The sequence below is a fragment of the Streptomyces fractus genome, assembly GCF_049844455.1.
Taxonomy (GTDB): Bacteria; Actinomycetota; Actinomycetes; order Streptomycetales; family Streptomycetaceae; genus Streptomyces; species Streptomyces fractus.
This window is the reverse complement of the sequence record NZ_JBMYHI010000002.1, coordinates 1,770,687-1,791,522: the sequence shown is the minus strand read 5'-3', so window position 1 is coordinate 1,791,522 and position 20,836 is coordinate 1,770,687. Positions and strand designations below refer to the sequence as shown.

Genomic DNA, 20,836 nt, shown 5'->3' with positions numbered 1-20,836 from the left:
TGTGATGCCGGGCGTCAGCCGAGAGAGCGGGTGTCTGTCGAGAAAGCCGGGTGTCAGTCGAGAGAGCGGGTGTCAGTCGAGGAGGCGCTCGCGCAGTCGCTCGCGCGTCGCCGCGGTGAACTTCAGGCCCTCTTCGAGGTAGCGGTCCGTGCCGCCCCAGACCTCGTCGATGGTCTCGAGGCCGGCGTTGAGGTACTCGACGCGGGCGTCGAAGAGCGGGCTGAGCAGCTCCATGATCTCGGGGGAGTAGGCGTCCTTCGCGGTGGCCGTGCGGCGCACGTTGTAGCGGCGGTGCTTCTCGTTCGACTTGAGGTAGTCGGCCTCGATGGCCTCGCGCTCCACGCCCACCGCGAGCAGCGTCACGGCGATCGAGAGGCCCGCGCGGTCCTTGCCCGCCGCGCAGTGCATCAGCGCGGGCAGGCTGTCCTCGGCGAGGGAGTGCAGCACGCGGCTGTGCTCGGCGGTGCGCTCCTTGATCATGGTGCGGTAGGACTCGACGAGCCGGTTCGCCGCGCGGCCCTCGGAGAGGATCTGACGCAGCTGGTCGATGTTGCCGTCGCGGACCATGGTCCAGAATTCGGCGCCGTCGGCCGGGTCGTTGAGCGGCAGGTTCAGATTGCGCACGCCGGGCAGTTCGACGTCTGCGCCCTCCAGCTTCTGGTCCGCGGAGTTACGGAAGTCGAAGACCGTATGCAGACCGAGGGAGGAGAGGAAGGTCGCGTCCTCGGCCGTGGCGTGGGCGAGGTGACCGCTGCGGAACAGTACGCCCTGGCGCACGCGCCGGCCGTCCACGGTGGGCAGGCCGCCCACGTCTCGGAAGTTGCGCACTCCGGTCAGCTCGGGCTCGGTGGACGGTGCGTGCTGCGTCACAGGGGCTCCTCCCAATCGGTGCACCGGCGTTGGGTCGCCGGTGGGCGCGCTCCTGACGATACGACATCGGTTCCACAGGCAACCATCTGTCCGATTCGCCCTGTTCTGTAGCAACTGTGCATGGATCGAAGGGGCTTGTGGGCGTGTGCGTGACCGGCTTCATGTTCGTGACGCTGTGTGGCGGGCGGCCCGGATTGGCCGCCCAGTAATCCCCGAAGGTATGGCGTTGGTAAAGCGGGGAATGTCGACGGAGGGTTACGCAGGGATGCCTCAGAAACCCAAGGAATTGCCCCCGCAAGCGAATTCGGGGTTTGTCGCCGCCATTGCCGTTCGCCTACGGTCACCAATCAATCCGGTCGGAACGCCTAGTCCTGCCGCCGCCCGGGTTCCTTTCGACTACCCGTCACGGCAGGAGCGGGGGACCCACACGCAGTGCGCCGCGCAGGGATTTCCCCAAGCGGCTAGGGGTGAAGCCGTGCCCGTTCCCCGGGCGCGGCCGGGCATCTCCAGCCCGAACCCGACAGCTCACCTCGTAGGCGACGGAGAGGAAATTCAGCATGCCCGCAAAGGGAAAGCACCGCCTTTCGACCTCCCAGCGCATCGCCCGTGTCGCCGCCGTCGCCTCCGCCGGTGGAGCCGCGCTCGCGCTGCCGCTCATGGGCGCTACCGGCGCGCAGGCCGCGACGTCCGACGGCACCGCCGACGCCACGACGTACACCGTCAAGGCCGGTGACACGCTCTCGAAGATCGCCAAGGCGCACGACGTCGACGGCGGCTGGAAGAAGCTCTACGAGGACAACAAGGACGCCGTCGGCTCGAACGCGGACCACCTCAAGATCGGCGTCAAGCTCGACCTCGGCGGCGCGGCCGGCAGCGACAGCAGCTCCGGTTCTGGTTCCGGTTCCGAGGGTGCAGCCACCGCCACGCAGGCGAGCGCCAAGACCACCGCCTCCGGCGGCTACGTCGCGCCCGTCGACGGCGCCAAGGGCACCGGTTACGGCAACTCCGGCTCCATGTGGTCCAGCGGCAGCCACACCGGCGCCGACTTCTCGGTACCGACCGGCACCTCCGTGAAGTCGATCGCCGACGGCACCGTCGTCTCGACCGGCTCGGGCGGCGCATATGGCAACGAGGTCGTCATCGAGCACGCCGACGGCCACTACTCCCAGTACGGCCACCTGTCCTCGATCGGCGTCGCGCAGGGCGACACCGTGACGGCCGGCCAGGAGATCGCCAAGTCCGGCGCGACGGGCAATGTCACCGGACCGCACCTGCACTTCGAGGTCCGCACGACCGCGGACTACGGCTCGGACATCGACCCGATCGCGTACCTGAGCGAGCACGGTGTGAACGCCTGAGACGTCCCGTAGCGGTCGAGGCCGCTCGCTCCCTTCGGCGCCTGGGGTCGTTCCCCGGGCGCCGAATCGCGTTCGTGCGCTTATTCCCCAGGTGGCGAGTGGGTTATCTCACCACCCGTCAACCCCTGGCTACGGTCGCGTAGGTCACACCCGAGGGTGAAAGATGTGTGGTCGTGGCAAACGAATCGAGAGCACTCAGGGACTCACTCAACGGCACGATCCGGTCCTACGCGGCCGTGGGCGACAGCTTCACCGAAGGAGTCGGCGACCCCGGTCCCGACGGAAAGTTCGCGGGCTGGGCCGACCGGCTCGCCGTCCTCCTGGACGACCGGGTGCCCGAGGACACCTTCAAGTACGCGAACCTCGCCGTGCGCGGCAAGCTCCTCGACCAGATCGTCGCGGACCAGATCCCGAAGGCGGTCGAGCTCGCCCCCGACCTGGTGACCCTGGTCGCCGGCGGCAACGACATCATCCGCCCCGGCACCGACCCGGACGACGTGGCCGAACGGTTCGAGAAGGCCGTCCTCAAGCTCACCGACGCGGCGGGCACCGTCATGGTGGCCACCGGCTTCGACACCCGTGACGTGGCCGTGCTCAAGCACCTGCGCGGCAAGATCGCCACGTACAACATGCATGTGCGGGCGATCGCCGACCGTCACGGCTGCCTGATGCTCGACCTGTGGTCCCTGAAGTCCATCCAGGACCGCAGGGCCTGGGACGACGACCGCCTCCACCTGTCGCCCGAGGGGCACACGCGCGTGGCGCTGCGCGCCGCCCAGGCGCTCGGCGTCGAGGTGCCGGCCGACCCCGAGCAGGCGTGGCCGCTGCTGCCGCCGCGCGGCACGTTCGAGGTGCGGCGCGACGACATCCACTGGGCGCGCGAGTTCCTGGTGCCGTGGATCGGGCGCAGGCTTCGCGGCGAGTCCTCCGGCGACCGGGTGCAGGCCAAGGGCTTCGTCGACCCGCACGCGGTGAAGGCGCACCTGGAGGCGGCGTCCTGACGCGTTGAACCTCGGCGGAGCGGTGGCGCTGACGGCCTCCCGTCAGCGCCCCGCCGCGGTCAACTCCGCGCGCTCGAGCCCCAGTTCGCGGGCGAGCGCCTCATCCACCCACTCCTGCATGCGGGCCCGCGACACCGCGGCCGCCCTGGCGCGCCCGTCGTCGTACGCGGTCATCTGCACGGCGAGCCCGTCGAGCAGTGCCGTGAGCCGCAGCGCCGCCGCCATCGGCTCGGGGCAGCCGAACTCGCCCGCCGCCACGCCCTCGGCGATCACCTCCGCGAGCGCCGCCTTCCACTGCCGGTCGAGGTCCCGCGTGACCTCCCGCAGCGCGGGCTCGCGCAGCGCCGCCGCCCAGCCCTCGATCCACAGCCGCCACCCCTTGGCCTGACCCGTCGGCGCGTACCAGCGCACCGCGGCGCGCAGCCGCTTCAGGGCCGTCGTGCGGCGGCCGAGCAGCTTGCGCAGATGGGCCAGGTCACTCTCGGCGGCGTGCGCGAACGCGGCCGCGACGAGCTTCTCCTTCGTCGAGAAGTGGTACAGCACCAGCGCGTTGCTCACGCCGAGCGCCGACGCCACGTCGGCGATGCGCACGGCGGCCACCCCGCGCGCCTCGATCTGCTCGATGGCGGCCCCCAGCAGCTCTTCGCGCCGCTCGGCCACGCTCAACCGGACTCTGGTCACGCCGCAAGCCTAGTTGTTCCCGGGGCTCGACTCGTTCACGCGCAGGACTCTTGACGCCTCGCCGTCGGACAGGTCACAGTCACGTCACGTTCCACTACTGACTGGCCGTTCAGTCAATAAGTCGGTCGGTCGGGGGTAAGCGCGGCCTGGGCAGGCCCCAACGCCGTCCATGTCGTTCGTGAAGTCTTCGTGCTGTTCTCGCCAGGAGCAATCGTGACCCAAGCGCCATCCCTCTCGCCGACCCCGCCCGCCGGGGACGAGCCCGACCTCTCCGAAGGCTGGGGCGAGCAGCGCTCACGGCTGCGCAAGGACCTGCGCCGGCTGGACGTGCTGTTCTTTCTCATCTGCACGCTCGTCGGCCTGGACACCATCGGCTCCGTCGCCGCACAGGGCCCGCAGGGCCTCACCTGGATGGTCATCCTGGCCGTCCTCTTCTTCCTCCCCTACGGGCTGCTCGTCGCCGAACTCGGCTCCGCCTTCCCCGTGCAGGGCGGCCCGTACGTGTGGACGCGCCTGGCCTTCGGCCGGCTCGTCGCGGGCGTCAACCAGCTCCTGTACTGGATCTCCAACCCGGTCTGGGTGGGCGGCAGCCTGTGCATCATCGCGCTGACCACCTGGGAGGAGTTCTTCACGCCGCTGCCCGGCGTGTGGAAGTACGTCGCCGGGTTCGTGTTCATCTGGGGCGGCGCGCTCGCCGTGGTGCAGTCCGTGCGCATCGGCAAGTGGGTGCCCATCGCGGGCGCCGTCGCGCGCGTGGTGCTGCTCGGCTTCTTCCTCGTGTCCGTCGTCGTGTACGCCGCCGAACACGGCGTGCACGCCCTGCCCGCGGGCGAGTTCACTCCTACGTATGCCGGATTCGTGGCGCTCGTCCCGGTGCTCATCTTCAACTACGTGGGCTTCGAACTGCCCAGCTCCGCCGCCGAGGAGATGAAGAACCCGCGCCGCGACATCCCCCTGTCGATCCTGCGCTCCGGCCTCGCCGCCGTGCTCCTCTACGGAGGGCCCATCCTCGGCATCCTGTTCGTTCTGCCCAGCCAGGAGATCGGCAGCCTGGGCGGCTTCATCGACGCCTGCAAGGCCGTCTTCACCGTCTACGGCGGTTCGATCGCGGCCGACGGCACGGTCACGCTGACCGGGCTCGGCTCCGTGTTCGGCGGGGTCGCCGCGGCCGGCCTCATCGTCGGCCTCCTCACCTCCGGTGTCACCTGGGCGATGGGTGCCCACCGCGCGCAGGCCGTGGCGTGCGCGGACGGCGCGGGGCCGGCCTGGCTGGGCCGCATCTCCGAGAAGCACGGCACCCCGGTGCGGGTCAACATCCTGTCCGCCGTGCTCGGTTCGATCCTGTTCGTCGTCGCCCTCAACCTCACCGGCGGCGACGGCGAGAAGTACTTCGCGGCGGGCCTCGGCCTGACCATCAGCACGACGTTCATCTCCTACGTCATCACGTTCCCGAGCCTCTCCGTGCTCCGCCGCAAGTACCCCGACCAGGAGCGGCCCTACGCCGTGCCGGGCGGCCGCGTGGGCGCCTGGATCGTGTCCGCGCTCGCCACCGCATTCGTGGCGTTCACCGTGGTCGTGCTCGTCTGGCCCGGCTTCGGGGTGGGCTGGTTCGGCACGGCGGGCAACCCGGCGGACTCGCTGCCCGAGTCGTTCGCGGGCCAGCGGCTGCCGTACACGTTGAGCCAGGCGCTGCCGCTGCTGCTGTTCGTCGTGATCGGGTTGGTGTTCTACGCGTGCGGGGCGCCTGGCCGGCGTCGAGCCCGCAGTGGTGGGGCCGAGGGGCTCTGAACGCGACGGGCTCCCGCCTCACTCGGGCGGGGGCCCATCGCGTGTTCCGGTCACCGTGGTTGACGACTCGGGGCTCTGCCCCGGGCCCCGCTCCTCAATCGCCGGAGGGGCTTGATCGCGCGTTCAGTGTCGCGTGGGCGTCCAGTGCGATGGTGCCGCCGGGGTGTACCAGGAGGGGGTTGACCTCCAGGTCGGTCAGTTCGGGGTGGTCCGCCGCGGCCCGGGCCACCGCGCACACGGCCGCCGCGGCCGACTCCAGGTGGACGGCCGGTGCTCCGCGCCACCCGGTCAGGAGCGGCGCGTGCCGCAGTTCGAGGAGCAGGGCACGCGCGCGTGACGGGGTGAGCGGGGTCAGGGCCAGCGCCGTGTCGGCGTGCAGTTCGGCGGTGACACCCCCGGCGCCGACCATGACGACCGGGCCGAACGCCGCGTCCTTGCGTACGCCGACGATGAGTTCGCGCGCGTACGGAGGCGTGGCCATCGCCTCGACCGCGTACCGGAGCGCACCCGTGGCCTCCCGCATCCGCGCGAACGCGGCCCGCAGGGCGGCTTCGTCCGCGATGTGCAGGGCGACACCACCGGCCTCGGTCTTGTGGGCGAGTCCCATCGCCTTGAGTACCAGGGGGTAGCCCGTGCGGTGGGCGGCCTCCACCGCCGCGTCCGCGTCCGTCACGAACTCGGCGGTGGGGAACGCGACTCCGTAGGACGCCAGCAGCTCACGCACCCGCTCGTAGCCGCCGTCCTCGACCTCGTACGCCGCCGGGGGAGCGGTCGCCTCCTGCGGCAGGCGAGGCGTGGCGGCGGCCAGTCGCACGGCGCCCGCGAGCGCCGTCGCCGCCTGCTCGACGCGTTCGTGGACGGGGACGCCGCGCTCCCTGAGGACGGTGAGGGCCGGGGTGTCGCGGGCCATCGTGTGCACGACCAGGGACCGCCCCGCGGCGCCGGCGGCGTCGGCGAGGGCGTGCGCGATCTCGCACTCGCGCCCCACCTGAGCGGGGTTCGCGCTCGCGTAGTCCCCGAAGTAGCCGGTGAGCACGACCGTGTCCGCGTCGCCGCTGTGCAGCAAAGTGGTCGCCACGCGCGCGTAAGCGGCCAGATCCTGCTCGCCCGCTCCGGCCAGGTCGACCGGGTTCGCCCGTCCCGCGCCCGGCGGCAGATGGGCGCCCAGGGCGTCGACGGTGTCCGCGGAGAGCTCGGGCACGGTGAAACCGCACGCGGCGAACGAGTCGGCGGCCAGGGCGCCCTGCCCGCCGCTGTCCCCGATCACGGCGATCCGGTGCGGTGGGGGTGGGGTGGCGCTGGGGTGGTCGGGGGTGGGTGTGGGGGTGGTTTCGTGGCGTGGGGGGTGGGGGCGGGAACGTACGAGGGGGAGGGAGGGGGACGTCAAGTGCAGGGCGGTGTCGACGAGTTCGCCCGCGGAGTTCAGGAGGAGGGCGCCCGCGTCGCGGCAGACCGCCGCGACCGTGGCGTGCGGGCTGACGAGGGCGCCCGTGTGGGAGGCGGCGGCGCGACCCGATGCCGCGCTGCGGCCCACCGTGAGCAGCAGGACCGGCTTTCCCGCGGTGTGAGCGGCCGCCAGGACGTCCGCGAGGCGGCGGCCGTCCCGGAAGTCCTCCACGTACGCCGCGATCGCTCTCGTGGGCTCGTGGGCGATCAGCGACTCCAGGGCGTCGGTGGCGTCGATGTCGCGCTGGTTGCCGAGCGATACGAAGCGCGAGAAGCCGGCGCCCGCGCGGGCGAGATGGCGGCCGATCTCCAGGGCGAGGTTGCCGCTCTGGGAGACCAGGCCGAGGGCGCCGGTCGGGAAGTCGCCCCAGGAGAGGCGGAGTTGGCTGGTCGTGTCGACGATGCCCATGCAGTTCGGGCCCAGCAGGCGGGCGCCCCGCGAGGTGACCAGGTCCGCGAGGGAGTCCTCTTCGGCGGTGCCCGACGTGATCACCGTGAAGCAGCGGGCGCCCGTCTCCAGTCCTTCCTGGACCACCGGGCGCACCTGGTGCGGCGGGACCGCGACCACCACGTGCTCGGGCGGCGCGGCCAGTGCGGACAGCGCGGGGCGGAACGGTTCGCCCTGGAGGTGGCCGCCCTTGTGGTTGACCAGGTGGACCGCGCGCCGGGCGCGGCCGGTCAGCGCGCCTGCCGCGAGCCAGTAGCCCCACTTCTCCGGGTTGTCGGACGCGCCGACGACCGCGACGGACGCCGGGTCGTACAGCGCGTCCAGGCCTGTTGTCGTCGTCACCTGTACCACCCGAACCTCGCCGCGAGGATCGGCAGGCGGTCGGCCACGATGGCGTGCGCCGCGGCCCTCGGGGTCGTTCCGTCGCCCTCCGCGCGCGCGAGCATCTGGTCGATCAGGGAGCGCATCGAGCGCCGCGTGTAGGCGAACGCCTCGTCCGCGTCCGCGCCGATGTCGCCGAACAGGGTCCACCACCACCAGGCGTTCGTCCCGGAGTTGACGACCACGTCCGGCAGGACCGTGATGCCGCGCCGGGTCAGGAGTTCCTCGGCGTCCGCGAGGACCGGCATGTTCGCCGCCTCGACGACCCAGCGGGCCGTGATCCGCTCCTGGTTCGACGCGTCGATCGCGTACGAGACCGCGGCCGGGATCAGCACGTTCGCGTCCGCCGACAGCCAGGCGTCACCCGGCAGTTCACGGTCCTCGGGGCGCAGCACCTCGCGGTTCACCGTGCCGTAGGCGTCGCGGGCCGCGAGCAGCGCGTCCACGTCGAGGCCCGCGTCGTTGGCGATGGTGCCCTTCAGGTCGGCCACCGCCACAACGGTGAGCCCCGCGCGCGCGAGGAAGCGGGCCGTGGCGCCGCCCATGGTGCCCAGGCCCTGGAGCGAGACACGGGTGCCCTCGTAGGAGCGTCCGGCGCGGTCCAGCGCGACCAGGACGGCCTCGGCGACGCCGCAGCCGCCCACCAGCTCGTCGAGACCGATGCCGTCGACGTCCACCGCGAAGGCGTCCGCGAGCCGCTGACGGGCCGTCTCCTCGTCGTCCAGGAGCGGATACACGGCCTGGATGGACGACACGAGGCCCGCCTCGGCCGCCGCCTTGTCGACCAGGTCCTGGGTGAGGCCCAGGTCCTCGCCCGTCGTCCAGAATGACTCGATGTAGGGACGCATCGCCTTCAGGTAGCGCACCAGGATGCCGTACGCCTCCGGGTCCCGCGGGTCGCAGTCGATGCCGCCCTTGGCGCCGCCCAGCGGGATGTAGCGGCCCTCCGGGTTGTAGTGCAGCGCCTCCTTCATCGACATGCCGCGCGCGAGCCCCGCGACCTCGGTGAGCGTGCAGCCGGCCCGCATGCGCAGGCCGCCGCTGGAGACGCCGCGCACAAGGCGGTCGATCACCAGGTAGCCGTGGCGGCCGGTGACGTGGTCGGTCCAGGTGAGTTCGGTGAGGGGGGCCGTCGGGGGCGTGGCGGTGCCGGCGGGCGTGGGGGCGGTGGTCATGCGGACTCCTCGGGAACGACGATCAGGGTGGGGGCGGGGGTGGTCAGGGCGGTGCTCAGCAGCTTCGCGAGCTCCTCGGGGGAGTGGGCCGTCGCGCCGTGGCCGCCGTAGGCGCGGGCGAGGGCGGGCAGGTCCACGCGCGCGTGGTCGACCGCGAGCGGTGCGCCGCCGCGGGCCTTCATCTCGTCGCGGATCTCGCCGTAGCCCGAGTTGTCGAACACGACGACGGCGAGCGGCTGTTGGAGCGCTGCGGCCGTGGCCAGCTCCTGGATCGAGAACTGCAGCCCTCCGTCGCCGCTGAGCGCGACGACCTGGCGGTCCGGGCGGGCGGCCTTCGCGCCGATCGCCGCGGGCAGCGCGTAGCCGAGCGTGCCGAAGCCGGTGGGGTGCAGATAGCGGGCGTCCGACCCCAGGGTGAGGTGGGGCAGCGCGCCGTAGTAGCAGCACTGGGCGCTGTCCGAGGTGACGACGGCGTCCGGGGCGAGGGTGCCGCGGATCGCCTCCAGGTAGGGCAGCCAGTGGGCGTCGCGGGGGCGGGACTCGTCGTCGCGGGCCGCCTTGAGGGCGGCGGTTTCGGCGTGGGCGGGGGTGGCGTCCGCGGTGGTGGTGTGCGGGGTGGTGGCTGAGACTTCGAGGGCGAGCGCGTCGAGCGTGGCCCGCGCGTCGCCGACCAGGGGAACGTCCGCAGGGACGCCCGTGTACATCTGCGCCGGATCGAGATCCACACGGATCAACCGGCCCTGAAGAGCGAGGGGTTCGGCGATCCAGATGTCGGACTCGGCGAGCTCCGTGCCGACCGCGAGGACCACGTCACGCGTCGCGAGCCACTCCTGGACCGCCGGGCTGTGCAGCGACACGCCCAGGGAGAGCGGGTGGCTCTCGTCGACGATCGCCTTGCCGTTCGCCGTGGTGGCCACCGGCGCGGCCAACCGCTCGGCCAGGGCGAGACATTGGGCCGCCGCGCCGCGGGCTCCGCCGCCGAGGAGCAGGGCCGGACGCTCCGCCCGGGCCAGGAGGGCGGCGGCCTCCTCGACGCGTGCGGCGTCGGGGACGCGCGGCGCGGCCGGGGGAGCGGTGCGGGCCGGGCCCGCGGGCTCCGTCGCCTCCAGGAGGTCGAGCGGGATCTCGATGTGCGCCGGGCGCGGCCGTTCCGAGCGGAACAGCGTGAACGCGCGCGCCACCGCCGCACCGATCTCCGCCACCGACGACACCCGGTGACTGAAGGCGGCCACGTTCCGCAACGCCTCGCTCTGGCTGCGCATTTCGTGCAGCAGGCCCGTCGACTGGCGCGGGTGGCGCAGCGGCATGCCCGGCGAGATCACCAGCAGCGGCACGCTGTCCGAGTAGGCCTGGCCGACGGCCGCCGCGATGTTCAGCAGGGCGGGCCCCGTGGTGGTGATCGCCACTCCGGGCGTGCCCGTCACGCGCGCGTAGGCGTCCGCCGCGTATCCGGCGCCCTGCTCGTGGCGGGGCGCGACGTGCGCGATGCCGTAGGCCGTCAAGTGGCGGTAGATCTCCAGGTTGTGGGTGCCGGGGATGCCGAAGGCCTGGGTGACGCCGTGGGCGGCCAGGGCGCGGGTGAGGGCCTCCCCTCCGGTGAGGTGGGCGCGGTCCGGAGGTGGCTCGGGACTGTGACGCGTAACGACGGCGGATTCGGCGACAGACGTCACAGTGACCTCGCAATGATCAGGCGCATGATGTCGGAGGTGCCCTCTTCGATCTCCTCCAACTTGGCGTCGCGCATCCACTGTTCGACCGGGAACTCGCGCGAGTAGCCCCAGCCGCCGAGCGTCTGCACGGCCGCCCAGGTGCAGTACGCGGCCGTCTCCGACGCGGTGAGCTTGGCCATGGCCGCCTCCGTGGTGGCGGTCAGGCCCGCGTCCAGGCGGCGGGCCGCGCGCCACGTCATCAAGCGCGACTGCTCGATGCGCGTACGCATGTCGGCGAGGCGGAACGCGACCGCCTGGTGCTCGATGACGGGCTTGCCGAACTGTTCGCGCGTGCGCGCGTAGTCGCGTGCGTACTCGTAGGCGGCGCGGGCGACACCGGTGGCGGCGGCGCCGAGGACGGCCCGGGAGATGTCGAAGGTGCGCATCAGGCCGGTGAAGCCCTGGCCCTCGTCGCCGAGCCGGTTCTCCTCGGGGACGAACGCGTCGGAGAAGAAGATCTCCCGGCACACGATGGCGCGTTGACCCATCTTGCGCATCGGTTCGCCGAAGGTGACACCTTCGGTGTCCTTGCGCAGGAGGAAGGCGCTGACGCCGCGCGAGCGCCGGGTCGGGTCCGTCTTGGCGAACACCACGTAGCGGTCGGCCTCGCCCGCGTTCGAGATCCACGCCTTCTGGCCGTTGAGCAGGTAGCCGCCCTCGGTGCGGCGGGCCGTCGTCGTGATCGACGCGGCGTCGGAGCCCGCGCCCGGTTCGGTGGTCGCGAGCGACGTCATGGGGGTGTCGGGGCCGGAGAGCGGGGTGAGCCAGGTGCGCTGCTGCTCCTTGGTGCCGAGGGCGAGCACGGGGTCGGCGAAGAAGCCGTTCGAGCAGAGCAGGTTGCCGATGCCCAGGTCGCCGACGCACAGCTCCTCCTGCACGAGGACCTGCGTGAACACGTCGGTGAAGCCGCCCCCGCCGAACTCCTCGGGGAGCATGAACCCGGTGATGCCGACCTTGGCCGCCCTGCGCCACAGGTCCCAGGGCGTCTCGACGTCGGCCTCGTCCACGGCACGCGCGCGTGGCCGGATCTCCTCGGCCGCGAACGTCCGGGCGAGCTCGACGACGGCGTGCTGTTCGGGAGTGAGCGGGACCAGTTCGGTGGGGAGTTCCGACACGGTGCCTCCAGATGGCTTTACTGAATCGTCGGTCAGTATCCGGAGTCGTCGAGAGTGCTGTCAATCGAACTGTTACTGAACGGTGGATCAGTTTGTGGGGAGACGGGGCGGGAGAGGGCGGGGAGAGGTGGTGGGCGGCGGGGAGGGACGTCGGTCACACGGCCGGGGACTCGGGCACACAGGAGGCGCTCAGCGCGTTGTCAGTGGTGCCGCACATAATGGGAAGCCTGATCGATCAATGGGAGGCGCCGTGTCACGTTCTCTGACGTCCGGATTGCGCTCGCTCCAGCCCGATGCCTTCGGCGCCGAGCCCGCGGGGGCGCGACTGGACCGGATCCGCCGTTCACCGAACTTCGCGGACGGGTCCTTCCAGAACCCGGAGGGGGCGCGCACCCGGCCGGACGGCTCGATGATCGAGTTCGCGAAGAACTACTTCCGCAAGGACGAGCGCGCCCGGCGGGCCCCCACGGGCACGGTGCCCGTGCATGCCACGACCCTCGCCGACCTGTCGAAGCCGCCGGTGAGCGGCCTGCGGATCACATGGATGGGGCACTCCAGCGTCCTCGCCGAGATAGACGGGGTGCGGGTGCTGTTCGACCCGGTGTGGGGCGAGCGCTGCTCACCCTTCGCCTTCGCCGGGCCCAAGCGGCTGCACCCGGCGCCGCTGCCGCTCGCCGCGCTGGGCCCGGTCGACGTAGTGGTGATCTCGCACGATCACTACGACCACCTGGACATGCCCACCATCAAGGCGCTCGCCCACACGGACACGGTGTTCGCGGTGCCGCTCGGCGTCGGCGCGCACCTGGAGCACTGGGGCGTGCCCGCGGACCGGCTGCGCGAGCTGGACTGGCACGAGTCGACGAACGTCGCCGGGGTGACGCTGACCGCCACCCCCGCCCGCCACTTCTGCGGCCGCGGCCTGCGCAACGCGCAGCACACCTTGTGGGCGTCCTGGGTCGCCGCAGGGCCCGAGCACAGCGTCTTCCACAGCGGCGACACCGGGTACTTCTCCGGGTTCAAGGACATCGGCGCCGAGCACGGGCCGTTCGACGTCACGATGATCCAGATCGGCGCCTACTCCGAGTACTGGCCGGACATCCACATGACCCCGGAGGAGGGCATGCGCGCCCACCTCGACCTACAGGGCGGGCCCGCGGCAGGGCCGATGCTGCCGATCCACTGGGGGACGTTCAATCTGGCGCCGCACGCCTGGACCGAGCCCGGCGAGGGGACCGTCGCCGCGGCCCGCCGAGCCGCCGCGCGCGTCGCGCTGCCGCACCCCGGCGAGCCCTTCGAGCCCGGCGCGGAGGCGCTGCCCACGGAGCAGTGGTGGCGGGCCGTCGCGGCGGTGCCGCACGGCGGGTGGCCGGTGACGGCCGGGCTCGTGGCGGGGGCGGAGGGGACGGAGATCGTGGTCGCCGGGTAGGCGGGTAGCTGGGTAGGCGAATGAGTGGCGGGTGGGTTCGTGGCAGCCGTAGCGGCTACGGCTACGGCTCCGGCTCCGGACTTCGGGGTTCCGAATCCGAATCCGTACGGGCTGCGGCCTACGCCGTGCGCTGTGCCCGCAGGATCGTGTCCCGGTGGTGGTGTGTGCCGGGCGGGGCCGGGGCCGTGCGCGGGCGGGTCTCGTTGACCTCGATCTTCCAGGCGCCTTCACCGTCACCGCCACCGTCCGCGTCGAGGAGTGCGGCGATGTCGTCGGCCCAGTAGTAGTCGGCGGGGTCGAATTCGGCGGTCGCCTCGGTGTGCTCCGCCAGGTCCGCCAACGCGTGCGTGACGAAGAGCAGCGTGCCGCCGGGTGCGACGGCGTCGACGATCCCGCGCAGCGCCGGCAGGCCCGAGCTGCGCAGCAGCGGGAAGTACTGGAGGGTCACCAGGTCGAAGGCGCCCGCCGGCGGCGGGGAGACGGCCAGATCGGCCCGCGCCCAGGCGACCCTGCCCGCCACGTCGGCGCCCGCCGCGGCGGCGCGGCGCAGGGCGACCTCGGAGACGTCGACCGCCGTGACCTGCCAGCCGCGACGGGCCAGCCAGAGCGCGTCGCCGCCCTCGCCGCAGCCGACGTCGAGCGCCTGGCCGGGCGGCAGGTCGCCGGCCTCGGCGACCAGCACACCGTTCGGGTTGCCGCTGAAGAGCTGGTCGCGGCTGCGGTAGCGCTCGTCCCACTCCTGAGCGGTGGCGGAGTGGGTGGTGGCGGGCTGAGCCGAGTCGGCGGGCTCGGTGTCGTTGTCCATGGCGTGCGGTCCTGTCTCTCGTCCGTTCGACGGTGACCCCGTCGACGCCAAGGTCGCGCCACGCGTGCGTACGGGCAAACTTCTTTGCAGAAAACGCAAAACGCGGGCACGGTGGACGGATGAGCGACGACGTCGACGGGGTACTGGCCGCGGTCGGGCCCAGGCTGCGTGAGCTGCGCCGGCGCAGGGGCGCCACCCTGACAGCCCTGTCGGAGACCACCGGCATCCCGATCAGCACCCTGTCCCGCCTCGAGTCCGGGCACCGCAAGCCGGGGCTCGAACTCCTGCTGCCCCTGGCCAGGGCCCACCAGGTGTCGATCGACGAGCTCGTCGGCGCCCCGGCCGACCTCGACCCGCGCGTGCACCCGCAGCCGATCACGCGGGGCGGCGTGACGATCGTGCCGCTGACCCGCAAGCCCGGCGGCCTTCAGGCGTTCAAGCAGATCCTGCCCGCGGGCCTCACCGACGGCCGGGAGCCCGAGCCGCGCTCGCACGAGGGCTACCACTGGCTGTACGTCCTCAAGGGGCGGCTGCGCCTCCTGCTCGGCGACCAGGACGTCGTCCTCGCGGAGGGCGAGGCCGCCGAGTTCGACACCCACCTCCCGCACTGGTTCGGCAACGCGGACGAGCGCGCCGTGGAGTTCCTCAGCATCCTGGGGCCGCAGGGCGAGCGGATGCACATCAAGGCGCGTTTCCGGCCGGACGAGAGCTAGGTACGACCGCCACGGCCCCTGGAACGGCCGCTGAGGCCGGCCTGGCGAACGTGCGTGCGGGCGGATCGCGTGCGCTTATTCGGTCGTAGGTGCGGGGGCTCATACCAGAGTGGGACCTCGGCCGCCGGAGTTTGTCAACTGCCCCTCGCGTATATGCCGTTGGCGACTACCGTGTGTGCTCGTCGTGCGACGCCCGGTCGTGCTGCCTGCTGTCTCCTCATCCGCCGAGCCACCCTCTGAACGCGCAGAACTCCTGAAATCAGAACTCAGAACTCATAGAACCGAGGACGAGGTCGTCGTATGTCCCAGCTCCGTCAGCCGGCCGCCCGCGCAGACCGCCGCGAAGGCGGTCGGCACGGCAGGCCGGCCGGGCGGGCCGCGCCACAGCCGACCGAGACCCACATACGGTCCCAACTCCTGCGCATCGCCGTCCTTCCGCCGCTCGCGGTGGCCCTCGGCGCCAGCGCGGCCGTGCTGTTCGTCCTCCAGCACACGGGGGTGCGGCCCAGCCCCGCTCTGTGGGCGGTGCTCGGCGGCGCCTGCCTGGTGACGGTCGCGGGCATCGTGATCGCCGCCATCGCCGCGCGGCGCGCCGCGGCCGTCGTACGCGACCGGGTCCTCGCGCTGCGTCAGAGCGCCGCGCACCGGCAGTCCGAACTGCGCGCGCTGGTCGAGCAGTTGCGCAAGGGCGAGGCCCCGCCGCCGCGCCGTGCGCCCGTCGTCGGCGCGCCCGGAGGCGACGACTTCGACCGGCTCGCCGTCGACCTCGCGCGTGGCCACGATGTCGCGGTGACCGCCGTCGTGCAGGCCACCCAGCTGTCCAGCCAGGCGGGCAGCCGGCAGAAGGTCGAGGTGTTCGTGAACCTCGCCCGGCGCCTGCAGTCGCTCGTCCACCGGGAGATCAGCCTGCTCGACGAGTTGGAGAACCAGGTCGAGGACCCCGACCTGCTCAAGGGCCTCTTTCACGTCGACCACATGGCCACGCGCACCCGTCGGCACGCAGAGAACCTCGCCGTGCTCGGCGGCGCCGTATCGCGCCGCCAGTGGAGCCACCCCGTGTCCATGACCGAGGTGATGCGCTCCGCGATCGCCGAGGTCGAGCAGTACTCGCGCGTCAAGCTCGTGCCGCCGATCGACGGCACCCTGCGCGGGCACGCCGTCGCCGACTGCATCCACCTGCTGGCCGAACTCGTCGAGAACGCCACGGTGTTCTCCGCCCCGCACACCCAGGTCCTGCTCCGCGCCAACCAGGTGACCTCCGGGCTCGCCATCGAGGTGGAGGACCGCGGCCTCGGCATGCCCGTCACCGAGCAGAACAAGATGAACACGCTGCTCAGCGACCCCGACCAGGTCAACGTCGCCAGCCTCCTCGCGGACGGACGCATCGGCCTGTTCGTGGTCTCGCAGCTCGCGCGGCGGCACGGCATCACGGTGCGGCTACAGACGAATATCTACGGGGGAGTGCAGGCGGTCCTCGTGCTGCCCCAGGACCTGCTCGGCGGGGACGGCGACACGGACGCCGCGGGCGTGCGCATCCCGCACGTGCGCAAGGCCGCCGCGGCGGCGACCGCGAACAGCGTGCTCGGCGGCGAGCCGGAACCGTCGGCGAACGGCCACCGGGCGGGCCCGCCGCAGCAGCCCGGCCAGGACACCAACGGCACACGGCCCGCACCGGCCAACGCCCCGGCCCCGGCGCCCCCTTCGCCCACCCCGCTGCACGGGGCCGTCGCCGTGGTCCCTCGCCAACCGCACACGGGAACGCCCCCTGCGGGCACGCCCATGAGCGCACCTCCCGCCCCCACCGGCACCCCCGTCACGGGAACGCCTCCCACCGGCACACCGACCCACACACCCGCCACCGGCACGCCACCCAACGGCACACCCCCCGCCACCCCCCGCCCCGGAACCCACGCCGCCCCCCTCCCGCAGCGCATCGCCGACGACTCCCGCCCCACCCCCGCCGACGCCCTCCCCGGCATCCGCCCCGAGGCCCGCGAGGCCGCGGCCCACGCCGGGCCCCCGGTCGCCCGGCCCGAGGGCGTCGTACGGGGCACCATGGGCCGCCCCCAACTGCCGCGCCGCAGGGCCCAGGAGCACATCGCCCCGCAACTGCGCGGCGGCCCCGCGCCGCGCAATGAGGACGCGGCCCCGTCCGTGCACGACCCCGGCCTCATGGCCGCCTTCCAGCGCGGCATCACGCTCGCCGAGTCGGCCGAACCCCGCGCCCCCGGCGACGAGGGACCGGACGCTCAGCGGCGGGACCAGGGCCCCGACGACCGAGGCGGCGCCCCCGCATGACCACCGTGACGCCACACACGCGCCCGCCCCCGGCCCCGGTCTCGTACACGAACTCGCACGCCTCCACGCGCGCGTACCCGCCAGAAACCCCACACCGCACCCGCACCCGCATCCCCATTCGCACCCGCATCCGCCCCAGCCGATCCCCCACCCCTTCGCACCACACCCAGCAGTCCACCAAGGAGTCGATCCCCCATGGCGAGCGATGTGCCGACGGGTCATGTGTCCGATCTCGACTGGCTGATGAGCGGCCTCGTCCAGCGCGTTCCTCACACCAACAGCGCCGTGCTGCTGTCCTCCGACGGTCTCGTCAAGTCCGTGCACGGGCTCGACGCCGACAGCGCCGACCATATGGCGGCCCTCGCCTCGGGCCTCTACTCGCTCGGCCGCAGCGCGGGCATCCGGTTCGCCGACGGCGGCGACGTACGGCAGGTGGTGGTGGAGCTCGACTCGGCACTGCTGTTCGTGTCGACCGCGGGCTCCGGCACCTGCCTCGCGGTCCTCGCCGGGCGCGACGCGGACGCGGCCGTGCTCGGCTATGAGATGGCCATGCTCGTCAAGAGCGTGCGCCCCTACCTGGTGACCGCACCCCGGCAGCCCTCCGCCGAGCCCACGGCGATGAGGAATTGACGGTGGCGGCCCCGCAGGACGGGCCATGGCTGGACGGCGCCGCGGGCCGGCTCGTGCGTCCGTACACGATCAGCAACGGACGCACCAGGCCGAGCACGTCGATGGATCTGCTCACCCATGTGATGGCCACCGGGGCGACCCCCCTCGGCTATCTGGGGCCGGAACACAGCCAGGCGCTCGATCTGTGTGCGCAGCCCACATCGGTCGCGGAGATCGCCGGTCATCTGAAGCTCCCGGCGGGCGTGACCAAGGTGCTCCTCTCCGACCTCGTCGACTGCCAGGCGATCACCACCAAGCCCCCCACGTTCCACGACAACCCCACTGACCGGTCCCTACTGGAGGCAGTGCTCGATGGACTACGACGCCAGCTCTGACCCTTTCCCCACCGCACTGAAGATCTTGGTCGCGGGCGGGTTCGGGGTCGGCAAGACGACCTTCGTAGGGGCCGTCAGCGAGATCGCTCCGCTCAGCACGGAAGAGCTGCTCACCACGGTCAGCGCGGACACCGACGACCTCGACGGCATCGAGAACAAGGTCGAGACGACGGTCGCGATGGACTTCGGGCGGATCACCCTGGACCCCGAGCATGTGCTCTATCTGTTCGGCACGCCGGGCCAGGAGCGCTTCTGGTTCATGTGGGACGAGCTGTCCGAGGGCGCACTCGGAGCGGTCATCCTCGCGGACACGCGCCGCCTGGAGGACTGCTTCGCCGCCGTCGACTTCTTCGAGGAGCGCGGCATGGGCTTCATCGTGGCGGTCAACGAGTTCGACGGCGCCTACCGCTACGAGGCCGAGGAGGTCCGCGCCGCCATCGACCTGGACCCGGCGGTGCCCGTCGTGCGCTGCGACGCGCGCATCTCGAGCTCCGGCATCCAGACGCTGCTCACCCTCGTACGCCATCTGCTGGCCCACGCACCCGCGACCGCCTCAGGGTTCGGAGCCCACACGTGACGTACGACGGGACGAGGAGGCTGTTGCTGACCCCGCAGGACAAGGAGGGCGCCGAGCGGGCCCGGCGGCTGCGCAGGCTCGACCTGGGGCAGCGCGCGGAGCCGGTGTTCGACCGGTTCGCGGACCGGCTCGCCGAGGTGACGGGCGCGCCGTACGCCATGGTCAACATCATTGACGAGAACCGGCAGTTCTTCGCCGGGCTGCACACTCCCGACGGCGACCACCGGGGCGGCGAACTGGGCGCGGTGGCGGCCTCGGCCGCCAGGGCGACGTCCACGGAGGGCGAAGTGGCGCGCTATATGGCGCGCGATCACGGCTATTGCCCGCATGTGGTCGTGCGGCGCAAGGCGCTCGTCCTTGAGGACGTGTGCGACTACCCGCGGTTCGCGGGCAATCCTGTAGTCGACGAGATCGGCATCCGCTCCTACTTGGGCGCGCCGCTGATCGACGAACGTACGGGGCTCGCTCTCGGCACCGTGTGCGCGGTCGCGACCGAGCCCCGCCCGTGGGGACAGGCGGGGCTCGCGACCATCAAGGGGATGGCGGGTGAACTGATGGAACTGGTGCGGGGCCGGGGCGATCTGCTCGGTTAGACCTGTGCCGCGCGTGCGTCCCTGCGCTGCTTCACGTAACCGCCCGCGGCGAGCGCGAGCACCAGGATCGCGGAGACGAACAGCTGGTTGCGGCCGTCGGCGGTGGTGGCCATCACGATGAAGACGCCCGCGATCGCCGCCAGGGCGAGCCAGGTCAGATACGGGAAGCCCCACATCTTCACGGTGAGCAGCTCGGGCGACTCGCGCTCCAGGCGGCGGCGCATCTTCAGCTGCGCGAGGCAGATGAAGACCCAGCCGACGAGGATGGCGACACCGGTCGTGTTCATCAGCCAGGTGAACACGGTGTCGGGCCACCAGACGCCGGCGAACACCGCGAAGAAACCGAACAGGCAGGACGCCACCACAGCGGCCACCGGCACGCGACGGTGCACCCGGCCCAAGAAGCGCGGGCCGAGGCCGCGGGAGACCAGCGAGTAGGCCATGCGGGACGAGCCGTAGATGTTGGCGTTCATAGCGGAGAGCAGGGCGACCAGGATGACGACCTGCATGATGGTGCCGGCCGCCGGGATGCCGAACTCGTCCAGCACGGTGACGTACGGGCCGTCGGTGGCGACGTTCGGGTCGTTCCACGGCACCAGGGCGACGACCAGCGCCATCGACCCCACGTAGAAGAGCGCGATGCGCCACACGGCGGTGCGCACGGCGCGCGCCACGTTCTCGCGCGGCTTGTCGGACTCGGCGGCGGCGATGGACACCGTCTCCAGGCCGCCGTACGCGAAGACGGCGGTGAGCAGTCCGGCGATCAGGCCGGACGAGCCGGTGGGGAAGAAGCCGCCCCGGCCGGTGAGGTTCGAGGCGCCGGGGGCGTCACCGAAGACGCCGAAGATGCCAAGGACGCCGAGGACGAGGAACGCGCAGATCGCGGTGACCTTCAGGGCCGAGAAGAAGAACTCGAACTCGCCGAAGTTGCGCACGGCGGCCAGGTTGCTCAGGCAGAAGAACACCATGAAGACGGCGACCCACCCGTACGCGGGCAGGAACGGCACCCAGCCGTGCATGATCTGCCCGGCCGCCGTCGCCTCCGCGGCCACGCCGCAGGTCAGCATCACCCAGTACATCCAGCCGGAGGTCGCCCCCGCCCAGGCGCCGAGTTCACGCTCGGCGTGCACGGAGAACGAGCCGGTGGCCGGCCGCGCGGCGGACATCTCGCCGAGCATCCGCATCAGCAGCATGACCCCGGCACCGGCGCCCGCGAAGAGCAGGACGACCGCGGGGCCCGCGGCGGCGATCCCGGCACCCGACCCCACGAAGAGGCCCGCGCCGATGACGCCGCCGAGGGCGATCATCGAGAGGTGCCGCTGCTTGAGGCCGTGGCCGAGTTCCGTGCCGGTGGAGGCGTACTCGCCGTCGCCCGGGGTGGCGCCGACGTCGGACCCGGCCTGCGGCCGGTCGGTGACGGTGGTCCGTGTCATGGTCGTGCCTGTTCG

The 20,836-nt window shown here is 72.1% G+C and carries 18 protein-coding genes and 1 riboswitch; of the genes, 10 read left to right on the top strand and 8 right to left on the bottom strand.

Annotated elements, in window-relative coordinates:
- Positions 1–72: 72 nt before the first annotated feature.
- Entirely contained in the window at positions 73–870 is a 798-nt protein-coding gene (locus ACP4E5_RS10140) for a tyrosine-protein phosphatase (RefSeq protein WP_425827141.1), read from the bottom strand.
- A gap of 387 nt (positions 871–1,257) precedes the next feature.
- A riboswitch (cyclic di-AMP (ydaO/yuaA leader) is annotated at positions 1,258–1,424 on the top strand.
- Between the two features lie 3 nt (positions 1,425–1,427).
- On the opposite strand from ACP4E5_RS10140, the gene ACP4E5_RS10135 reads away from it, so the two are divergent.
- Both ACP4E5_RS10135 and ACP4E5_RS10130 read left to right on the top strand, forming a co-directional pair.
- Positions 1,428–2,228, top strand: coding sequence for a M23 family metallopeptidase (locus ACP4E5_RS10135; RefSeq protein WP_425827139.1), 801 nt, complete (start codon positions 1,428–1,430; stop codon positions 2,226–2,228).
- 218 nt (positions 2,229–2,446) lie between these two features.
- Positions 2,447–3,229: an SGNH/GDSL hydrolase family protein gene (locus ACP4E5_RS10130; protein ID WP_425841176.1), complete on the top strand. Its 783-nt coding sequence runs from the start codon at positions 2,447–2,449 to the stop codon at positions 3,227–3,229.
- Between the two features lie 42 nt (positions 3,230–3,271).
- Here the strand turns inward: ACP4E5_RS10130 and ACP4E5_RS10125 are convergent, their stop codons facing one another.
- Positions 3,272–3,910, bottom strand: coding sequence for a TetR/AcrR family transcriptional regulator (locus tag ACP4E5_RS10125; RefSeq protein ID WP_425827137.1), 639 nt, complete (start codon positions 3,908–3,910; stop codon positions 3,272–3,274).
- A gap of 213 nt (positions 3,911–4,123) precedes the next feature.
- Here ACP4E5_RS10125 and ACP4E5_RS10120 point away from each other — a divergent pair, with 213 nt between their 5' ends.
- Positions 4,124–5,698 (top strand): APC family permease, encoded by a 1,575-nt coding sequence (locus tag ACP4E5_RS10120; protein WP_425827135.1) that lies wholly within the window; start codon positions 4,124–4,126, stop codon positions 5,696–5,698.
- A 94-nt stretch (positions 5,699–5,792) separates the two neighbouring features.
- On the opposite strand, the gene ACP4E5_RS10115 is transcribed toward ACP4E5_RS10120, so the two are convergent.
- From ACP4E5_RS10115 to ACP4E5_RS10100, 4 genes are read right to left on the bottom strand one after another with little or no spacing between them, the layout of a single operon-like run.
- Positions 5,793–7,934, bottom strand: coding sequence for an acetate--CoA ligase family protein (locus ACP4E5_RS10115; protein WP_425827133.1), 2,142 nt, complete (start codon positions 7,932–7,934; stop codon positions 5,793–5,795).
- Positions 7,931–9,148 (bottom strand): Glu/Leu/Phe/Val dehydrogenase dimerization domain-containing protein, encoded by a 1,218-nt coding sequence (locus ACP4E5_RS10110; RefSeq protein WP_425827131.1) that lies wholly within the window; start codon positions 9,146–9,148, stop codon positions 7,931–7,933. The genes ACP4E5_RS10115 and ACP4E5_RS10110 overlap by 4 nt, the downstream gene beginning before the upstream one ends.
- Positions 9,145–10,818, bottom strand: coding sequence for a 5-guanidino-2-oxopentanoate decarboxylase (locus tag ACP4E5_RS10105; protein ID WP_425827129.1), 1,674 nt, complete (start codon positions 10,816–10,818; stop codon positions 9,145–9,147). Before ACP4E5_RS10105 ends, ACP4E5_RS10110 begins: the two co-directional genes overlap by 4 nt.
- Positions 10,815–11,972 carry an acyl-CoA dehydrogenase family protein gene (locus ACP4E5_RS10100; RefSeq protein ID WP_425827127.1) on the bottom strand — a complete coding sequence of 386 codons (1,158 nt, stop codon included), beginning with the start codon at positions 11,970–11,972 and terminating at the stop codon, positions 10,815–10,817. The genes ACP4E5_RS10105 and ACP4E5_RS10100 overlap by 4 nt, the downstream gene beginning before the upstream one ends.
- 238 nt (positions 11,973–12,210) lie before the next feature.
- Here ACP4E5_RS10100 and ACP4E5_RS10095 point away from each other — a divergent pair, with 238 nt between their 5' ends.
- The gene (locus tag ACP4E5_RS10095; RefSeq protein WP_425827125.1) at positions 12,211–13,398 is read left to right on the top strand and encodes an MBL fold metallo-hydrolase; all 1,188 of its coding nucleotides are present in this window, start codon (positions 12,211–12,213) and stop codon (positions 13,396–13,398) included.
- A 118-nt stretch (positions 13,399–13,516) separates the two neighbouring features.
- On the opposite strand, the gene ACP4E5_RS10090 is transcribed toward ACP4E5_RS10095, so the two are convergent.
- The gene (locus ACP4E5_RS10090; protein ID WP_425827123.1) at positions 13,517–14,203 is read right to left on the bottom strand and encodes a class I SAM-dependent methyltransferase; all 687 of its coding nucleotides are present in this window, start codon (positions 14,201–14,203) and stop codon (positions 13,517–13,519) included.
- Positions 14,204–14,322: 119 nt separating this feature from the next.
- Here ACP4E5_RS10090 and ACP4E5_RS10085 point away from each other — a divergent pair, with 119 nt between their 5' ends.
- The 6 genes from ACP4E5_RS10085 to ACP4E5_RS10060 all read left to right on the top strand — a co-directional run bounded on the left by ACP4E5_RS10085 (position 14,323) and on the right by ACP4E5_RS10060 (position 19,388).
- A complete protein-coding gene (locus tag ACP4E5_RS10085; protein WP_425827121.1) occupies positions 14,323–14,916 on the top strand; it encodes an XRE family transcriptional regulator in 594 nt (197 codons plus the stop codon).
- A gap of 300 nt (positions 14,917–15,216) precedes the next feature.
- On the top strand, positions 15,217–17,214 hold the full coding sequence (locus tag ACP4E5_RS10080; RefSeq protein ID WP_425827119.1) for a sensor histidine kinase: 1,998 nt from the start codon (positions 15,217–15,219) through the stop codon (positions 17,212–17,214).
- Between the two features lie 195 nt (positions 17,215–17,409).
- On the top strand, positions 17,410–17,844 hold the full coding sequence (locus tag ACP4E5_RS10075) for a roadblock/LC7 domain-containing protein (RefSeq protein ID WP_266722430.1): 435 nt from the start codon (positions 17,410–17,412) through the stop codon (positions 17,842–17,844).
- A gap of 2 nt (positions 17,845–17,846) precedes the next feature.
- On the top strand, positions 17,847–18,218 hold the full coding sequence (locus tag ACP4E5_RS10070) for a DUF742 domain-containing protein (protein ID WP_326017958.1): 372 nt from the start codon (positions 17,847–17,849) through the stop codon (positions 18,216–18,218).
- The gene (locus ACP4E5_RS10065) at positions 18,196–18,795 is read left to right on the top strand and encodes a GTP-binding protein (RefSeq protein WP_425827116.1); all 600 of its coding nucleotides are present in this window, start codon (positions 18,196–18,198) and stop codon (positions 18,793–18,795) included. The genes ACP4E5_RS10070 and ACP4E5_RS10065 overlap by 23 nt, the downstream gene beginning before the upstream one ends.
- Positions 18,792–19,388, top strand: coding sequence for a GAF domain-containing protein (locus ACP4E5_RS10060; protein ID WP_425827114.1), 597 nt, complete (start codon positions 18,792–18,794; stop codon positions 19,386–19,388). Before ACP4E5_RS10065 ends, ACP4E5_RS10060 begins: the two co-directional genes overlap by 4 nt.
- Here ACP4E5_RS10060 and ACP4E5_RS10055 read toward each other — a convergent pair.
- On the bottom strand, positions 19,385–20,821 hold the full coding sequence (locus tag ACP4E5_RS10055; RefSeq protein ID WP_425827112.1) for an amino acid permease: 1,437 nt from the start codon (positions 20,819–20,821) through the stop codon (positions 19,385–19,387). The two genes, ACP4E5_RS10060 and ACP4E5_RS10055, sit on opposite strands and share 4 nt — an antisense overlap.
- Positions 20,822–20,836: the final 15 nt, after the last annotated feature.

Coding starts and splice junctions, on each gene's coding strand:
- ACP4E5_RS10075 (WP_266722430.1), top strand. CDS start 17,410: ATGGCGAGCGATGTGCCGACGGGTCATGTGTCCGATCTCGACTGGCTG.
- ACP4E5_RS10065 (WP_425827116.1), top strand. CDS start 18,196: ATGGACTACGACGCCAGCTCTGACCCTTTCCCCACCGCACTGAAGATC.
- ACP4E5_RS10055 (WP_425827112.1), bottom strand. CDS start 20,821: ATGACACGGACCACCGTCACCGACCGGCCGCAGGCCGGGTCCGACGTC.
- ACP4E5_RS10135 (WP_425827139.1), top strand. CDS start 1,428: ATGCCCGCAAAGGGAAAGCACCGCCTTTCGACCTCCCAGCGCATCGCC.
- ACP4E5_RS10080 (WP_425827119.1), top strand. CDS start 15,217: ATGTCCCAGCTCCGTCAGCCGGCCGCCCGCGCAGACCGCCGCGAAGGC.
- ACP4E5_RS10095 (WP_425827125.1), top strand. CDS start 12,211: ATGGGAGGCGCCGTGTCACGTTCTCTGACGTCCGGATTGCGCTCGCTC.
- ACP4E5_RS10085 (WP_425827121.1), top strand. CDS start 14,323: ATGAGCGACGACGTCGACGGGGTACTGGCCGCGGTCGGGCCCAGGCTG.
- ACP4E5_RS10110 (WP_425827131.1), bottom strand. CDS start 9,148: ATGACCACCGCCCCCACGCCCGCCGGCACCGCCACGCCCCCGACGGCC.
- ACP4E5_RS10090 (WP_425827123.1), bottom strand. CDS start 14,203: ATGGACAACGACACCGAGCCCGCCGACTCGGCTCAGCCCGCCACCACC.